This window comes from Oceanobacillus caeni (genome assembly GCF_042678465.1).
Lineage (GTDB): Bacteria > Bacillota > Bacilli > Bacillales > Amphibacillaceae > Oceanobacillus > Oceanobacillus caeni.
Genome location: NZ_JBHTKV010000011.1, coordinates 46042 through 64302 on the forward strand (window position 1 = coordinate 46042; position 18261 = coordinate 64302).

The window sequence follows — 18261 nt, forward strand, 5'->3', positions numbered from 1 at the left end:
AGGAAAACAGGATGAAGAAAAAAATTCTATTAACTTTTCTTTTTATTGTATTCATTGCTATTACAACAGCTTGCTCAGGTGATACAAGTGGGGGAGAAACAAAAAAGGTGAAAATTGGTATTAGTGGTACAGATACACAGACATGGGATTATGTATCTGAGAAGGCAGCAAAAGAAGGAATTGACATTGAAATTGTTTCTTTTAGCGACTATGTTCAACCAAATACAGCCCTTGCAGACGGCGAACTTGATGCTAATTCATTCCAAACGGTTGCTTATTTTGATGAATTTATTAAAGAACATGATTTAGATCTTGTACCAATTGCAACAACATATCTTGCACCAATGGCAATTTACTCAAATAATTACAAAGACGTAAAAGATATACCAGAGGGTGCTAAAATTGCACTACCAAACGATGTATCAAATCAAGGAAGAGCACTCGTTTTACTACAAGAGGCTGGCTTTATTAAACTTGTAGACAATTACGATGGCCTTGGATCGATAGAAGAAAGTGTTGTTGAAAATCCTAAAAATATTGAGCTTATTCCAACGGCTCCTGCCCAAATACCAAGAGCATTAGCTGATGTAGATGCAGGTGTTATTAATAATGGTTTTGCAAGGGATGCTGGACTAAATCCACTTAATGATTCCATTTTCCATGAAGACGAAACAGCTTATGACTACCTTAACATTATAGCGGTAAATGAAGAAGATAAAGATGACGAAACATTGAATAGAATTGTCGAATTATTCCAAGAAGAAGATACAGCTGAATTTGTCGAAAAGGAATATGGTGGGACATTAATACCAACCTTTGTACCATTAGATAAAATTGGCTGGTAGGAAATAGAAAATACCATTGAATGAGAAAAAGAGAGGGACTTTTAGTTTCCCCATTTTTCTAAAAATAGGGGGCATTGTAATGACAAATGTAACAACAAATTTTAAGGAAGTATTAAAAGAAAATATTGAGGCCAACAAGGAACGTTACCTCACAACAAGTCATAAAATTCATGCGAATCCTGAAATTGGCAATGAGGAATTTTTTGCTTCTGGTTTACTTACACAAATTCTTGAAGATGAAGGATTTATAGTTGAAAAAGCTGTTGCCGGCCACGAGACTGCTTTTGTTGCCAGATATAAATCAGAAAAACCGGGACCTTCCATTGCATTTTTAGCAGAATACGATGCGCTACCAGGCCTTGGTCATGGATGTGGACATAATATTATTGGAACAATGAGTGTTGCTGCAGCGGTTGCATTAAGTAAAGTTATTTGCGAAACGGGTGGAGAAGTCGTGGTTTTTGGAACACCTGCAGAAGAAGGCGGTCCAAATGGTAGTGCAAAAGGTAGCTTTGTTAAACATGGATTAGTAGAAGGAATCGATACAGCAATGATGATTCACCCAGCGGGAAAGACAAGTCTCACTGCTCCTTCCTTAGCTGTTGATCCACTTGATTTTGAATATATAGGAAAATCTGCCCATGCGGCATCTTCTCCACATGAAGGAATTAATGCATTAGATGCTGTGATTCAACTTTTCAATGGGATTAATGCGTTAAGACAACATGTAACTGATGACGTCCGTATTCACGGAATTATTACAGATGGTGGCGATGCTCCGAACATTGTTCCAGATTATGCAAAAGCAAGATTTTATATCCGTGCTGCCACACGTACAAGATTAAACGAAGTTACAAAAAGAGTAAAAGCAATTGCAGAAGGAGCAGCACTTGCAACAGGTGCCAAATTAAATGTGATTGCTTTCCAAAATGAAGTTGATAACTTGTTATTAAATGATTCCTATAATAAGGTTTTTAAAGAAGTTATGGAAGAATTGGGAGAAAATGTAGATGGTGATAGAGACGGAATGGGTTCAACAGATGCGGGGAATATCAGCCAAGTCGTTCCAACCATTCACCCTTATATTAAAATTGGTTCTAGCAGTCTTGTTCCACATACCGTTCCGTTTAGAGAAGCAGCTGTGTCCGATAAAGGGGATCATGCCCTTATCACAGGCGCAAAGGCGCTCAGCATAACGGCGTTACGACTGATTATGGAGCCAGACACATTAGCTGCTATTAAAAAGGATTTCAAGCAAAGAAAACATGCAGAACAAGGGTGAGAAGACTGCACTGAGAAGTTCCCATTAGAAAATAGCAAATACTTGGATATAGGGATAAAAAACGAGCTGCTGAAATTAACGTATGATAAAAAGTGAATAATGGATTTTAAATGGGGGAGTTGACTAGATAGGTTAACTCCTCTTTTTGTTTAGGAACTTCTTTTAATCCATAGAAGGCAAAGAAAGCTGTTAAAGTCAGAAGCATTTATTGATAGTGATCCTATCTCTCTAGTGACAAATTCTGTATAATCAACCTAAGAGGTGAAATGATGAACGAGAAAGAATTAAAAGAAGCATTTAAAAATCTTCAAGTAGGATTAGAAAAAATGAAAGTGGATCAATTGAAGAACCAAGAACGGAGATACTGGGGAAAAACAATAACTATTCCTTTCACTTTACATGAAGGACTAGCCGGCTATACAAAATATGAATTAGACGATATAAGAAGGTATTTAGACTTAAAGGGCGTGAGTAGTCTAAAGAAGGCTGAACTAATAGCAGTGTTAGAAGAAGAAATACCCGAATCACTTGGGAAATTTTGTCTTCAATTGGATGAGGAACGGTTTAATCTATTAATCAATTTAGCAAAAAATGGTGGCTATATGCATGTTGCAGATTACGAATTTCATAAAATTAACTATTTCCGAGCTAGTGGTTTGGTGTATTCTGGCACGTATAATGGTGAAAAAGCTTTAGTAATACCGAATGAATTAATGGAACCTATATTATCGTTGGCCAATCATTTGAACATAAGATCTGTCATAAAAAGGAATACGGAGTGGATTAAGCTTACAACTGGTTTTTTATATTATTACGGAACATTAGGTCTAATTCAAATAGAAGAACTGCTTAAGACATATACGAAAGAACCTTTTGTTTTACACGAATATATTATGGTCATGCATGAGGCGATATCCTATCATAAAGATGTTTATGTCGATGCGCATGGTTACTCCCATCGTGATGTAGATGATTCCGAAACGGTAAAAAAAGAACACAGGATGAGGAAAAGTCTTTCTTTTTACCCTTTTAAGAAGATTCAAATCCTAAAGGCTAGTGAAGCTAATTTTGTTGATAGGAATGAAAGCTATATCGAACTAGTCAATTTTATAAGGAAAAATTATGAACTTAGTAGAGAAGAAGCGGATATTCTAGTAGAAGACTGTGTTACCTCTATTAGAAATGGGGATAGCTTGAATGAGGTTTTGGAACTCTTAGGTAGCGAGCTGGAATTTGATAGCATGGAAACGGTTCAAGCTTTTGCTGATCTAGTTGTTTCTCTAGTGAATAATACAAGAGAATGGTTTCTTAAAGGCTATACACCAACAGAGCTGTCAGATCGAAAAAAAAGTGCATTACAACCATTACCGGAGACTAAATTACGTGAAGGGAAAAAAGTTGTGAAGGTAGGCAGAAATGAACCGTGTCCATGTGGTAGTGGGAAAAAGTATAAGAAGTGTTGTGGAAGATAGTTTAAAAAATGGAGTGATCCAAAATGGAAATTCGTGATTTGTTTGAGTTAGAAAATTACGAAATACGTCATTCCAATATTTTAGCATGGTTGTTAAACTTAAAAGAAAATCATCATCTTGTCTGGACGGTAAATATGGTGACGGTTTTCTAGTTTGTTTTAACAAGAATGATGCGGAGAAGGTGTTAGATTCATTAAAGAGGTTTGGTTGGAGATAGTTGATTATTTTCAGATAGAGTTATAGATTTCCGCTATATACTAACCCCTCTAATCATTATATCGCCCTGTTAAAAATTTAACTGCCTTACGATTCTAGGTGGATTGGAAATTAGGAATTAAGGAACTATGCATTAGAATAGAAGGAACATAATCCCTCACATGCAGATATAGCGTGATGAGGGATATTTGATTTGAGAGGAAGCCATAAATAAAATGAGATTAATTGTTATTTATTAGAATATTTTAGTATAATATACCTAGTTCACACATCATTGTATTATTCCTCATTACATCCCCTAGGAGGCCTCTACTCATGACTCAAATTACATTAATACGTGAAGAAAATACAAAATACACCCATCACGATCAATTGGCAAAAGAATTGATCTACAACTTTTTTGAGGAATTTCTTGAAGCATTCTTTCCAGAAGTCCATGAAAGTGTGGATTTTTCAGAAATCCGTCCATTATCAGAGGAAGTTTACACGGATATTCTTCAAGGAAGAAATAGAAAGCTGGATATTGTGATTGAAACTAAATTAAAGGGAGAAGAAACGATTCTTATTATCCATGTTGAACCCCAAAGTTACGTTGAAAATGATTTTCATGAGCGTATGTATCACTATTTCAGTCTGTTGTATAATAAGTATCAGAAGCCAATATTACCAATTGCTGTTTTTAGCTATAATGAAAAAAGAAATGAACAGGATGAATTTTCTATAAGCTTTCCTTTTTTTCATGTATTGACATTTAATTTTTTAACACTGGAATTAAGGAAAAAGAATTGGCGCGAATATATTGAATCAGATAACCCTGTTGCAGCAGCATTGTTAAGTAAAATGGGTTATACGGAAAGAGAAAAGATAGAAGTTAAATTGGAATTTTTAAAAATGTTAGTCCGAATGAAACTTAATCCAGCAAAACAAAGGTTTATTACTGGATTCTTTGATGTATATTTAACCCTAAATGATCAAGAGGAGGAGCAATTAATGGAAGAAATTAAAGAATTGGATAATGCAGAGGAAATTTTTGAACTATCAAATTCCTGGGAAAGAAAAGGTATGGAGAAGGGGATAGAAAAAGGTATTGAAAAAGGTATTGAAAAAGGTATTGAAAAAGGAAAAATGGAAGAGCGTCAGAACATTGCTAAAGAATTATTAAAACAAGGATCACCGGTTGAATTTGTAGCAAAGGTTACGCATTTATCTAAGGAAGAAGTAGAAGAATTAAAGGGAAAATTGTAACTTTAAGTATGATAGTCTTTCGGGGTTCCGGAAAAGTGAAATAAGGTACTGGTCGAACAACAAAAGGAAATTAGGTGTCTAATCATAAAAATCCAGATTCTTTATTCTTTGATGTATATTTAACCCTGAATAACCAAGAGAAGGAGCAATTAATGGAAGAAATTAAAGAATTGGATAATGCAGAGGAGATTTTTGAACTGTCAAATTCCTGGGAAAGAAAAGGTATGGAAAAGGGTATTGAAAAAGGAAAAATGGAAGAGCGTCAGAACATTGCTAAAGAATTATTAAAACAAGGATCACCGGTTGAATTTGTAGCAAAGGTTACTCATCTATCTAAGGAACAAGTAGAAGAATTGAAGGAATTGTAACTTTAGGTATGGTAGCTTGGAGCAATCCTTGAAAAATTTATTCTGTTTGAATATGTTTGTAATGGTGTTTTAATAAGTGGTTTTTCTGTACTAAATGATTGCTTTCCCCTTTCAGCTGTTTTATTTCCTGGAATACTTTCTAAAGTTTGGTCTCCGTACTATCCATCCTGTATGCCCCCCTTTTCTCAATAAGGCGGTAAAACTATATCGTTTCCCAGCGCTTTTTACAAATGTTATAATTCCACTTTAGTGAATGTTTCAATTAAGATTAAGGTGATATGCATATGGGGAAATTAAAAAGAAAAAAGACAAATATTCCACGTCATAAACGCATGAATCGTAATAGCCGTTTGCAGTCTGCTAGGCATTGGGTTCCAAAATACGAAGGAAAAAATCTAGTTTATGGGTATAGTAAACATTATGCCGTTGATAAGCTATGTGCAGTAAAAGAATTGGAATTATTAGGATTTCGTACTAGCGAACATTATAAAAGAGAGTTGAAGAGAGCGGCTGTTCAAAAACAACAGGAAGCAGAAAAGCGTAAAGCTAGGAAGAGAAAACAGGAATTTATGGAAGAAGACCTTTGGGAAGATAGCGATGAAACTTTTGCATTTATTGCAGGATATACGGATGGCGGTGCTCCTTTTGGGATAACATGGGAAGAACGAGAACAGTCGAAAGTGACAGAACCTGAAAAAAACTTCATACCAATATATTCTGATAATTGGGATCTACCATTTTAAAAGAAATAGAAAAGAAAGGATCCTATTTAAAATGAAAAAAACAAAAGAAGAACGGAAACGTGATCGCCAAATATTAGATTTATACCATCGACATTTGACTGAAAAAGAACTTGAACCTCTATTTGAGAAATTTAAACAATGGAAATCCGGAGAATTAACGTATTTTGAGTTAACAGAGTTGATTCACGAGTTCCATAAAAAGAATCAGGAAATATATAAGACTTTCAATTATGGCGACGATGAATATCTGATTTTTATTGCAAAAAGGGAATTAAATATGTTCAATGAAAAAGATTTAGAGAATGAAGTATATCAGCGATGGATGTATTAACTTCAGTTTTAGAGTGGATACAAACGTATCCGTTCTTTATCTCTCCTTGATACATAATCCTAACAATATGTATCTACCTAAGAAAAAACTATCAATATAAATAATGAAAAATAGAAAAATATTTTTCCAAGTTGCTGGGTTTTGAATCCATCAGTGCGTCACGACTATCGTGTAAGAATAACGAAATCGCTCCTTCTATCTTGTCTACCATATTTCTGGATCTTGTCTATCAGATTCAGAGGTTTCATCCTAAACTTTAGTTGACCTTTGCCTTTTTGGCAAAAATTTCTGGAATAGACTTTGCAGGATTTTTAAACTATATTTATACAATGCTAGTAAGTAAAAAATAGCAAAAATAGGGGGACAGATTATGTTCATACATAATATTGACAAGAATGTTTCACTAAAATTAATTGAATTAAATGATGCTGAAAGTATTTTTGAACTAACTGACAAATCGAGAAATTATTTAAAAGAATGGTTGCCTTGGCTTGACTTCACCAAGAATGTGGAAGATACAAAAGAATTTATCCGAGGATGTTTAAAAGGTTATGCCGAAAATAAAAGTTTAAATACCGTTATTTTATTCAATGGAGAAATTGTGGGTGTAGCGGGCTTCAACAGTGTAAATTGGTCCAACAAGACGGCATATATTGGCTACTGGCTTGGAGAAGAATTTCAAGGAAAAGGGATTGTGACGAAAGTTGCTAAAGCATTGACCGACTATGCTTTTAATCACCTCAACTTAAATAAAGTGGAAATACGAGCTGCCGTGGAGAATAAAAAGAGCAGGAGCGTTCCAGAAAGATTGGGTTTTGTAAATGAAGCAACTATTAGACAAGTAGAGTGGCTATATGACCATTATGTTGACCATACGGTATATGGGATTTTAGCAAGTGAATGGAATGAACTATCAGTCAGTAATATGTAGCGTTATTTATAATACTCTACTTTTTAAAAATCCATACTTAAATAGAAAAAGAGTTTCGTCGCTATCGCGTAGCAATGAAGCTTTTTTTTATTACCATAAATCACTTTATGTCGCTAAATAAGTAAATTAGACTTCAGATACAAAATGGTAATTTAAGGGAATAGTACGATAATAGATTTACCCTTTAATTTATAAAAAGTATTGATAAATCAACGTTTTTGTAAAACATATTTGGTAGAATATAAAATTTATGAATGAATGGTCAATCATTTTTTAAAAAAGTGGTGGAATATTTGGGAAATGATAGTATAATATAAATACAGATTAATTTAATAACACTAAATTATCTGTAAAATAAAAACGGTTACATAAGGGGGATAAATCTATGAAATGGAAGAAGTGGTCTTTTCTTATCGTAGTTATGTTAGCCATAGGCATGGTTCTAGCAGCTTGTGGTGGAAATGTTAGTAAGGAAGAATCGGCCAAGGAAGAAGATTCGGCTAAGGAAGAAGATTCCAAGGATGAAGGTAGTACGGCATTGGCTGCCGACCAAACATTGAATATAAATATTAAAACCGAACCGCCTTCGTTACATCCAGGTAAGGCAACAGATACAACGTCAAATGCTGTTCTTACACAAATATTTGAAGGTTTAATGCGGTTGAATCAGGATGATGAACCTGAAGAAGCGATGGCAGAATCCTATGAGGTTTCCGAAGACAAGTTAACATACACATTTAAAATTCGTGAAGATGCGAAATGGTCAAACGGTGATCCTGTAACAGCCAAGGACTTTGAATATGCATGGAAATGGGTATTGGATCCAAATAACGCAGATACTGATTATGCATATCAGCTTTATGTTATTAAAGGTGCTGAAGATGCCAAAGAAAATGGCGGTTCCTTAGATGATGTAGGTGTTAAAGCTGAGGATGATAAAACATTAGTTGTCGAACTTGAACATCCAACACCATATTTCCTAGATTTAACTGCTTTTTACACGTATTATCCAGTAAACCATAAAGTTGTCGATGGTAAAGACGATTGGGCTCTGGACGTCTCGGAGGATTATGTAACAAATGGCCCGTTCCTGCTTGATTCTTGGGCACATAAAGACCAAATTGTACTTAAGAAAAATCCGGAATATTGGGATGCCGACACAGTTAAATTGGAAACAATTAACATGTATATGATTGACGATGAAAATACAGCATTACAAATGTATAACAATGATGAATTGGATTGGACTGGATCACCAACAGATGTAATTCCTTTATCTGCAATTCCGGCATTAAAAGATGAGGGAACATTAAATATTACTCCATTAGCTAGTGTATACTACTATGCTTTTAACACGGAAGAAGAACCATTTGATAATGTGAATATACGTAAGGCATTTTCACTTGCTCTGAATCGTCAAGGGATTGTAGAAAACATTACAAAAGGTGAACAACAACCGGCAACGGCACTAGTACCTCCATCAATATTTGAAGAAAATAATGAAGGCTATTTCAAGGATAACGATGTTGAACAAGCGAAAGAGTATCTTGAAAAAGGTCTGGAAGAGTTAGGTTTAGAAGAATTACCTAAAATTAAAATTTCCTATAATACAAGTGAAGCACATGGTGCAATCGCTCAAGCTGTTCAAGATATATGGCGTGAAAACCTTGGTGTAGAAGTTGAACTAAATAATGAAGAGTGGAACGTATTCCTTGATACGATGGGTGAAGGTAACTTCCAAGTAGGCCGAATGGGTTGGAATGCCGACTTCAATGATGCCATCAATTTCTTAGAAATCTTTGAATCTGTTGGTGGTAATAACTACACGAACTGGGAAAATGAAGATTATGCCAAATTGATTAAAGAGTCGAGAGCTGAAACAGATGAAGCTGCACGTAGAGACATTCTTCGTCAAGCTGAACAAATCTTTATGGATGAAATGCCAATTGCCCCAATTTATTTCTATACGAACGTTTGGGTAAATAAAGATAATGTCAAAGATATTACTGTTTCTCCAATTGGAACGATGCAATTTAAATGGGGATATATTTCTGAATAAGAGTGACTGAATTAGAGATACAAGGTATATAGATTTTTCTGTATACCTTGTATTAACCATTAACCCTATTGGTAATGTTCAAATAAAGCAAACGGTTAACCCCTTTCAAAAATCTTCACATACTAAAGCTATTTATCTAGCATCCCTCTATTACTATATCTTTCTTTATCTATGGATCTTTAGATATAGTTAGCCAATTTGCAGGGATGTTCTTATATCATCCCTTGCTATACAAAAAGTTAACAAGGGAATATGGAGGTGTAAGCTCTTGGCCAAATATTTACTAAAGCGAATAGGCTATATCATCGTATCACTATTTTTTATTATTACCATAACATTTTTTCTTATGCAGGCAGCGCCAGGGGGGCCTTTTGCATCAGAAAGAAAGTTACCACCAGAAATTGAAGCACAAATGAATGAAGCTTATGGATTGAACGATCCGATACATGTACAATATTTCGATTATCTAGTACGAGCAATTACATTAGATTTCGGTCCATCATTTAAATATGTTGGACAGGAAGTTACCGATATTATTGCTAGAAGTTTTCCATATTCCTTAATTTTAGGGGCTGAAGCTATTTTACTGGCACTATCGTTTGGGGTGTTATTAGGTGTTATTGCTGCGCTTAAACATAATAAATTTGGGGACTATGCTGCAATGGTTATCGCTGTACTTGGTATATCCGTTCCAAGTTTTATTATGGCAACAATCTTACAATATATCTTTGCGATTAAACTACAAGCATTACCTGTAGCTAGATTTGAATCTTTTGCCCATACGATTCTACCAGCAGTAGCGCTTGCTACAACACCATTAGCATTTATTGCTCGGTTAATGCGTTCAAGCATGCTAGAAGTCTTAAATGCTGATTACATTAAAACAGCTAGATCAAAGGGATTGAGCAGTCGAGTTGTTACATATAAACACGGTCTTCGCAATGCGATCTTGCCTGTTGTTTCGTACCTTGGCCCATTGGTTGTGTCTATTTTAACAGGAAGTTTTATTATTGAAAAAATCTTTGGTATTCCGGGATTAGGAAACGAATTTGTTGTTAGTGTTACAAACCGGGATTATACCGTTATTATGGGAACGACAGTCTTCTTTAGTGTCTTACTATTAGTATCGATTCTTATTGTTGACTTAATATATGGGTTAGTTGACCCACGAATTAAAGTTACGGATAAGGGGGCCGAAAAATAATGTCACAAGTACAATTAAACCAATCTGACTTTGAGCCCCTACAAGTTGATCATTCCGACGCTGAAAAAATAGCTGGTGAGAGTACATCTTATTGGAAAGATGGTTGGCGTCGCTTTCGTAAAAATAAATTAGCTATCTTTGGTGTTTTTATTATCATTATACTTGGAATTTTGTCGTTTATTGGTGGGCCGATCTCGGGTCAAAACTATTATCAAAATGACCTAATGAATGCGAACCAATCTCCTTCTGCTGAACATTGGTTCGGAACGGATAATCTTGGTCGTGATGTTTTTGCTAGAACATGGTATGGAGCAAAGATCTCGTTATTTATTGGACTGATGGCTGCCTTTATCGACCTTGTAATTGGAGTGATTTGGGGAGCGATTGCCGGCTTTTTTGGTGGTAAGGTTGACGAATATATGATGCGGATTGCTGATATTTTATATGGTGTTCCGTATTTGCTAGTCGTTATCTTATTGATGGTTATTTTACCCCAAGGACTTTGGACATTAATTATCGCGATGACCATTACCGGTTGGATCAATATGGCTCGGATTGTACGCGGACAAGTTATGCAGCTACGGTCAGAAGAATATGTTATGGCATCAAGATCACTTGGGGCAAGTAATACAAGATTAATGTTTAAACATCTTGTACCTAATACATTAGGGCCAATTTTAGTTACATTAACATTGACGATTCCAAATGCGATCTTTACGGAAGCATTTTTAAGTTATCTTGGACTTGGTGTTCCAGCACCACTTGCCAGTTGGGGTACGATGTCATCTGATGCGTTACCAGCATTGCAATATTATCCATTCCAGTTGTTCTTCCCAGCGTTTTTTATTTGTTTAACGATGTTGGCATTTAATGTGATTGGTGATGGCATGCGGGATGCACTGGATCCAAAAGTAAGGAAATAATGGGAGGATAAACTTATGTCAAAAATTTTGGAAGTAAACGATCTTTCTGTTTCGTTTGATACGTACGGCGGTGACGTAAAAGCTGTCCGTGGTGTAACATTCGAATTAAATGAAAAAGAGACGTTAGCAATAGTCGGTGAGTCTGGATCTGGAAAAAGTGTAACAGCCCAATCCCTCATGCGACTCATTCCAATGCCTCCCGGAAAATTCGTTAATGGGTCAATTATTTTTAAAGGCCAAGATCTAACAGAAAAGTCGGAGAAGCAGATGGAAGCCATTCGTGGGAAAGAGATTAGTATGATTTTTCAAGATCCAATGACATCTCTTAATCCAACGATGACAATTGGTAAACAAATCTCAGAAAGTTTAATTAAACACCAAAATATGTCGAAAAAGGATGCCCATGAACGTGGAATTGAATTATTAAAATTAGTTGGGATTCCAACCCCTGAAAAAAGAATTAATCAATATCCACATGAGTATTCTGGCGGTATGCGGCAACGGGCAATGATAGCTATTGCACTTGCTTGTAATCCGAAGATTCTTATAGCGGATGAACCGACGACAGCACTTGATGTAACCATTCAAGCGCAAATTATGGATTTAATGAAAGAATTGCAGGAAAAGACTGGAACGGCGATTCTTCTTATTACCCATGATCTTGGTGTAGTAGCAAATGCTGCCCATCGAGTCGCAGTTATGTATGGTGGGAAAATTGTCGAAACCGGGGATGTTGATGAAATTTTCTACAATCCGAAACACCCATATACTTGGGGACTACTAGGTTCAATGCCAAAGCTTGATAACCGGGATGAAGAATTGCAAGCTATCCCAGGTTCACCACCGGATTTGGCTGATCCGCCAAAGGGATGTCCATTCGTAACTCGTTGTCCATTTGCGATGAAGGTTTGTGAAAATCGTATGCCGGAATATACGGATGTATCGAATACACAGAAGGCTGCTTGTTGGTTACTTGATGAACGGGCACCAAAGGTAGAAATACCGGAGTCTGCCAGAGTAGGAGGTACGAAGGTTCATGGATAACACGAGAGAAAAACTGTTAGAAATTAAAAATTTACAAAAGCATTTTAATATTGATCGCAACAATGTATTGCGTGCTGTCGACGGGATTTCTTTTGATATTTATAAGGGAGAGACATTTGGTTTAGTTGGTGAATCAGGATGTGGAAAATCAACAGCTGGACGGACAATACTAAGATTGTATGAAGCAACAGCCGGCGAAGTCAATTTTCATGGCGAAAATGTACATGCTAAAAAGTCAAAAAAGGAATTAAAGAAATTTAATCGTAGTATGCAGATGATTTTCCAAGATCCTTATGCTTCATTAAATCCAAGAATGACGGTTAAAGATATTATTGCCGAAGGTCTTGATATACATGGCCTCGTAAAGAGTAAAGCAGAACGTACGAAACGGGTTAATGAACTGTTAGAAACAGTCGGATTAAATAGTGATCATGGGAACCGTTATCCCCATGAATTTAGTGGTGGACAACGACAACGGATTGGAATTGCTAGAGCATTAGCAGTCAATCCTGATTTTATTGTCGCCGATGAACCAATCTCGGCACTGGATGTATCGATCCAGGCGCAAGTCGTTAATTTATTAAAACGTCTACAAAAGGAACGTGGTTTAACATATTTATTTATCGCCCATGACCTTTCAATGGTAAAACATATTAGTGATCGTGTAGGAGTTATGTATTTAGGAAGTATGGCGGAAATAGCCTCGTCCGAAATGTTATATGAAGAGCCGCTCCACCCATATACACAAGCATTATTAAGCGCGATACCTTTACCAGATCCAGAGGTCGAACGCTCACGCGAAAGAATTATTCTTGAAGGAGATGTACCAAGTCCGATCAATCCACCAAGTGGGTGTCGTTTTCGGACAAGATGCCCATTTGCGATGGAAGTGTGTGGCAAAGTAACTCCAGAATCTATAGAACATAAACCAGAGCATTGGGTTGCCTGTCATTTATATGATGACAGATACAATGAAGAATATAAAGCGAAACAATAATTATTCGCTTTTCCATTGTGAAAAGCTATCCGAAAGAAGTTTGGAAAGTACCTTAGAACCTTGTGAATTTGGTCATGATAGGTTTAAGAATGGAAGTTGCATTGATATTGACGGTGGAATGGAATGAAGATATAAGGATAGGTTCATCGTCCCAATAAAGTTTTGGGACAGTGAACTTTTCTGATTAAAAGAGAAGGACAAGTAAGCACTTGCCCTTCTCTATTTTACTATTAATGCTCATGTGTTAAAGTGGCTTCAGATGTAGGTCCACTAGCCCTGTCAACAACAAATCCAACAATAGCCGCAACAACGGCTGGTACAAACCAACCTAGTCCATTTTCAAAGAATGGTACAAAGCCTATTAATTTAGTAAACATCTCCATTTTAAGTCCAAGAGATGAAAGAACTTCGTAGACGGAGTAAATCGTCGTAAGCAATACAGAAAGTCTAAACATTGTTTTGCTCTCTGGTAAGAAACGTTGTGCAATCGAAAGGATGATTAATACAATAGCTATTGGATAGATAAATACTAATAATGGCACAGCAAAGCTTAAGATAGCATCTAAACCGAAAGTAGCAACAGAAAAACCTAATAGGGTAAACACGGTAGCGTATGATTTGTACCCTAATTTCGGATAAATTTCATGGAAGAAACTTGCACATGCACTGATCAAACCAACGCAAGTAGTCAGACAGGCAAGAATGACTATGACCCCGAATAATAAGCTTCCCGTTGACGCGAATAGTAAATGAGACGCTAGCGTTAATATTTGTGCTCCATTTTCGAAGGTTTCTGTTTTGGGAATAACCACACCGATCCATCCAAGTGATACATACACAATGGCTAAGCCTGCTGCAGCAACAACTCCTGCGCTAATTGTTCCCTTGATTAATTGTTTATTCGTAGTTGCACCTTTCCCCTTCAATGCATTGATGACGACAATCCCAAATGCTAATGCTGCGATTGCATCCATCGTGAAATACCCTTCTAAAAATCCAGCTGTAAATGGCGAAGCAGTATATTTTTCCGTTGCCTGAAGCGGCGGATTGTTTAGAATCATAAAAGCCCGAACAAAAAGAATTGCTAGTGTAATTAGTAGGATAGGGGTTAAGATTTGACCAACCCGATCCACGATTTTACTTGGGTTTAACGTAATGTAATACGTAATGCCAAAAAATATGATAGAAAATACAAGTAACGCGACTTGACCATTTGCATGAAGAACTTGTTGGAATCCGAGTTCATACGCAACGTTTGCTGCACGTGGAATACCAAATAGAGCACCAATGGATAAATACACTAGAATTGCGAAAATAATTCCAAATACTTTATGGACACGGCTACCCATTGCAACAATTCCACCATCTGTGAGTGCAACTGCAAGGACTGCGAAAAATGGAAGTAGAACACCTGTAATAAGGAATCCGATGATGGCTGGAGTAAATTGACTTCCCGATTCTAGTCCAACAATGGGTGGGAAGATTAAATTACCAGCTCCGAAGAATAAAGAAAATAACATAAATCCAATGAATACAACATGTTTTTTACTCATTTTGTAACCTCTTTAAATTGAATTTAATTATTACAAATAAAAAAACTCGTCCCATAGAAAGGGACGAGTTTATACTCGCGATACCACCCAAATTCCGTATGTATGAAAAATAAACATACGACACTTTAGCTACGTACTATCATACGCGCTCCAATTAACGGCGGAATTCCGTCAAAGCTTACTTATGTTCGGCTTTGCATCTCAGAGATGATTTTCAGATACGATCTGTACATCGACTTTCACCAACTGTCGACTCTCTAGGGAACAGGTTTCCTATCTTACTCTTTCTCGTCACGGATTTTATTCGAATAATTATAAATTATTTATAACAAAATTCTAGGATAGTGTCAATGACTTTTTCGGAATATTTATTTTTGTGCATAAAAATTAGAGGGTTTCACTTTGGGATGATGGACCTGTCCCCTTGTCTCCCGTAACCTATGATATTGGTTTGTTTTTGAGATTATTAGGTTTATTAAATTTACGAATTTGATAAAGATGCATCTTATAGTAAAAAGGAGGGAAACCATTTTTATGGCCAATCTATTTGAAGGGTATACCATTACGAGTCCCTATGGTTGGAGACGGTTAGGAGGTAAGTCTGACTTTCATCCAGGTATTGATCTAGTTAAGGCGCATAAAGCTCCTATTTACGCATTTACTGGTGGTACAGTTTTATATGCGGGAATGGGGAAAGCTGGTACTGGATTAAATAATTATGGAAATGTTGTTGTTTTGAAAGATGATAATGGAAGAGCGCAATTATATGCTCACCTTGATCGTGTCGCAGTCAAGATCGGGGATACGATTAAAAAAGATGAGCTTATTGGATACCAAGGAAATACGGGGGATGTGACGGGTTCGCATTTGCATTATGAGGTACGAGAGAAAGCATCCCCATTATACGGGTGGAGCTCTGATCTAGTTAATAGCACCCTTGAACCAACAGCATATCTTCGTGACTTTACTCCACAACCGGCTCCGGTAACAAGTACTAACTATATCGTAAAAGCTGGAGATACACTTTCTGAGATTGCCAAAAAATATAATACAACAGTAAATATCATTAAAGCAGCAAACAATATATCTAATGAAAACTTTATTCGAATCGGTCAAGTATTAAAAATTCCCAATGCCAGTAATCCAGTATATTACACGGTTAAATCTGGAGATAATTTAACCAAAATTGCTAACACCTATAACACAACAATCGAAAAATTAGTAAGTATGAACGATATTAAGAATATAAACTCATTGCAAGTAGGACAAAAACTGCGCGTTAAATAGTTTTCAAGTGGAATGAGGGGACAGGTACATTAGCCCAAATTGCTTTTTAGGTGGTCTCGGGACGATGGACCTGTTCCCGTGGCCCAATGTATAAAAGTGTAAATTTGTGCCAACTTAATGTAGAAGAAAAAGAAGCAGATGTTAAAACTTCAGATAAAGAGCGAGGATTAAAATGAAACAGACCAAATCATTTGAAAACCTGTTATTTTACTTAATATAGATTCCCTTATGCCACAGGCTCTGGAGGTTGCAGCCCAAACAGGTCGTGCGCCTGCTTTGCAGTATTTAATGGAGAACGGTACTTACTTTTCTGATATGGTCACGTCCTTTCCCGCTATGTCAGTAACCATTGATAGTTCGCTATTGACTGGCACATATGCAGATCAGCATCGGATTCCTGGTTTACATTGGTTTGACACAAGAAATAAAGAATTCATTAACTACGGGACAGGTTTTAGGGAGACATTTCGTATTGGGATGCGACGTTCGATTCATAATATGCTATATCGTCTGAACCACGAGCATTTGAGTAATGATGTCACCACTATTTATGAAGATCTGGCAAAGAAGGGGATTTCTTCAGCCTCTATTAACTCCTTTGTATACCGCGGAAATAAAGCACAACGGTTAAAGACACCTAAGTTCTTAAGTTCCTTCACTCAGTTTGAAAATGGTGAGTGGGTGGCAAATGTCCCGTCCATCTTTTCCTTGGGGGCTTTTTCAAAAATAAGGCCAAGAGGTTTACCAACGGAAATAGCTGCAGGTAATTACAAGTACGTCGCCAAGGAGCTGCGTTATTTGATTCGTAGAAAAAAGCTTCCAGGTTTTACTTTCTGTATTTTTCAGGATATGGATTTGAGGATTCATTTTAAGGGACCAATGGATCTGAAGCTTATATTAAAAATCGACCGGGAAATTCAGAAAATATTTAATATGTATACAAGTTGGGATGAAGCTATTAGCAAAAATATCTGGATGGTCATTGGTGATAATGGACATAGTGCAACAGGAACCAACCATCGAAAATATGTGATTGATTTACGTAAAACATTTAAGAAATTCCAAATTGCTCGTATCCAGCAAAAAGTGACCAAAAAAGACCAGATCGCCCTATGTGTCAATCAACGTATGACTCTCATTTATCTTCTTGATCAAAAACTTTCGTATAATGAGTTGATTGAGCAGCTTAGAAAAGACGATAGAATTGATGTAATCGCATGGAAGAATGGACAGGACATCCATGTTGTATCAGGAGTAAAGGACGGGATATTAACTTTCCGCCGTAATGGAGCCTTTACAGATGTGTATAACCAGTTCTGGAGTATAGAGGGGGCGTTAGATATCCTCGATTTACGGCTGACGAACAATCAATTTTTATCTTACGGGGATTATCCAGATGCCTTAGCAAGAATTTACGGCTCGTTAAATTCTCATGAAGGTCGGTACATTATTGCTAATGCAAAACCAGGATATGAATTTAAGGCACAAAGCACCCCTAATCATATAAGCGGTGCAGCTCATGGTTCCCTGCATAGACAGGAATCTAATGTTCCTTTAATCATTGCAGGAACTTCGGATAAACCAGAGTATTCCCGGATAGTAGATCTAAAAGAATATATTTTATCTCTTCTACAGAGGGATTAATGAAAGAGTAGGATTTGTACAGCACAACTATAAATGGTTTGTGCTGTTTTTTTGAGGGATTGGCACAAATTAATTTATATAGTGGACCTATATATCACAAAAAGGGTTGATGCTTTT

At 36.4% G+C, this 18261-nt stretch carries 17 protein-coding genes and 1 other annotated feature; of the genes, 16 read left to right on the plus strand and 1 reads right to left on the minus strand.

The window, feature by feature from the left end:
• Positions 1 to 11: 11 nt before the first annotated feature.
• From ACFQ18_RS09720 to ACFQ18_RS09785, 14 genes are all read left to right on the plus strand, one after another.
• On the plus strand, positions 12 to 845 hold the full coding sequence (locus ACFQ18_RS09720; RefSeq protein ID WP_204798191.1) for a MetQ/NlpA family ABC transporter substrate-binding protein: 834 nt from the start codon (positions 12 to 14) through the stop codon (positions 843 to 845).
• 79 nt (positions 846 to 924) lie between these two features.
• Entirely contained in the window at positions 925 to 2127 is a 1203-nt protein-coding gene (locus ACFQ18_RS09725) for an amidohydrolase (RefSeq protein WP_204798192.1), read from the plus strand.
• Between the two features lie 269 nt (positions 2128 to 2396).
• Positions 2397 to 3599 carry an SEC-C metal-binding domain-containing protein gene (locus tag ACFQ18_RS09730; RefSeq protein WP_379566249.1) on the plus strand — a complete coding sequence of 401 codons (1203 nt, stop codon included), beginning with the start codon at positions 2397 to 2399 and terminating at the stop codon, positions 3597 to 3599.
• Between the two features lie 23 nt (positions 3600 to 3622).
• Positions 3623 to 3751: a PD-(D/E)XK nuclease family protein gene (locus tag ACFQ18_RS09735; protein WP_204798194.1), complete on the plus strand. Its 129-nt coding sequence runs from the start codon at positions 3623 to 3625 to the stop codon at positions 3749 to 3751.
• Between the two features lie 379 nt (positions 3752 to 4130).
• Positions 4131 to 5060 (plus strand): RpnC/YadD family protein, encoded by a 930-nt coding sequence (locus ACFQ18_RS09740; RefSeq protein WP_047184287.1) that lies wholly within the window; start codon positions 4131 to 4133, stop codon positions 5058 to 5060.
• A gap of 74 nt (positions 5061 to 5134) precedes the next feature.
• Positions 5135 to 5428, plus strand: a complete 294-nt coding sequence (locus ACFQ18_RS09745) for a hypothetical protein (RefSeq protein WP_052771648.1) — start codon at positions 5135 to 5137, stop codon at positions 5426 to 5428.
• 284 nt (positions 5429 to 5712) lie between these two features.
• Complete coding sequence (locus ACFQ18_RS09750) at positions 5713 to 6171, plus strand: hypothetical protein (RefSeq protein WP_047184286.1); 459 nt, start codon at positions 5713 to 5715, stop codon at positions 6169 to 6171.
• Between the two features lie 31 nt (positions 6172 to 6202).
• Complete coding sequence (locus ACFQ18_RS09755; protein ID WP_047184285.1) at positions 6203 to 6502, plus strand: hypothetical protein; 300 nt, start codon at positions 6203 to 6205, stop codon at positions 6500 to 6502.
• A 370-nt stretch (positions 6503 to 6872) separates the two neighbouring features.
• Entirely contained in the window at positions 6873 to 7433 is a 561-nt protein-coding gene (locus ACFQ18_RS09760) for a GNAT family N-acetyltransferase (RefSeq protein WP_047184284.1), read from the plus strand.
• A 385-nt stretch (positions 7434 to 7818) separates the two neighbouring features.
• On the plus strand, positions 7819 to 9492 hold the full coding sequence (locus tag ACFQ18_RS09765) for a peptide ABC transporter substrate-binding protein (RefSeq protein ID WP_204798195.1): 1674 nt from the start codon (positions 7819 to 7821) through the stop codon (positions 9490 to 9492).
• Positions 9493 to 9760: 268 nt separating this feature from the next.
• The gene (locus tag ACFQ18_RS09770) at positions 9761 to 10696 is read left to right on the plus strand and encodes an ABC transporter permease (protein WP_047184282.1); all 936 of its coding nucleotides are present in this window, start codon (positions 9761 to 9763) and stop codon (positions 10694 to 10696) included.
• On the plus strand, positions 10696 to 11619 hold the full coding sequence (locus ACFQ18_RS09775) for an ABC transporter permease (protein WP_047184281.1): 924 nt from the start codon (positions 10696 to 10698) through the stop codon (positions 11617 to 11619). The genes ACFQ18_RS09770 and ACFQ18_RS09775 overlap by 1 nt, the downstream gene beginning before the upstream one ends.
• A 15-nt stretch (positions 11620 to 11634) precedes the next feature.
• Positions 11635 to 12663, plus strand: coding sequence for an ABC transporter ATP-binding protein (locus tag ACFQ18_RS09780; RefSeq protein WP_204798196.1), 1029 nt, complete (start codon positions 11635 to 11637; stop codon positions 12661 to 12663).
• Positions 12656 to 13660 carry an ABC transporter ATP-binding protein gene (locus ACFQ18_RS09785; protein ID WP_060669015.1) on the plus strand — a complete coding sequence of 335 codons (1005 nt, stop codon included), beginning with the start codon at positions 12656 to 12658 and terminating at the stop codon, positions 13658 to 13660. The genes ACFQ18_RS09780 and ACFQ18_RS09785 overlap by 8 nt, the downstream gene beginning before the upstream one ends.
• 230 nt (positions 13661 to 13890) lie before the next feature.
• Here ACFQ18_RS09785 and brnQ read toward each other — a convergent pair whose 3' ends face one another.
• Positions 13891 to 15213 (minus strand): branched-chain amino acid transport system II carrier protein, encoded by a 1323-nt coding sequence (gene brnQ / locus ACFQ18_RS09790; protein ID WP_204798197.1) that lies wholly within the window; start codon positions 15211 to 15213, stop codon positions 13891 to 13893.
• A 56-nt stretch (positions 15214 to 15269) separates the two neighbouring features.
• Positions 15270 to 15517, minus strand: a binding site (T-box leader).
• 230 nt (positions 15518 to 15747) lie between these two features.
• Between brnQ and ACFQ18_RS09795 the strand changes: the two genes are divergently transcribed.
• Both ACFQ18_RS09795 and ACFQ18_RS09800 read left to right on the plus strand, forming a co-directional pair.
• Entirely contained in the window at positions 15748 to 16500 is a 753-nt protein-coding gene (locus tag ACFQ18_RS09795) for a LysM peptidoglycan-binding domain-containing protein (RefSeq protein ID WP_052771618.1), read from the plus strand.
• 204 nt (positions 16501 to 16704) lie between these two features.
• Positions 16705 to 18144 (plus strand): alkaline phosphatase family protein, encoded by a 1440-nt coding sequence (locus tag ACFQ18_RS09800; protein ID WP_379566271.1) that lies wholly within the window; start codon positions 16705 to 16707, stop codon positions 18142 to 18144.
• The last annotated feature ends 117 nt before the right edge of the window (positions 18145 to 18261 follow it).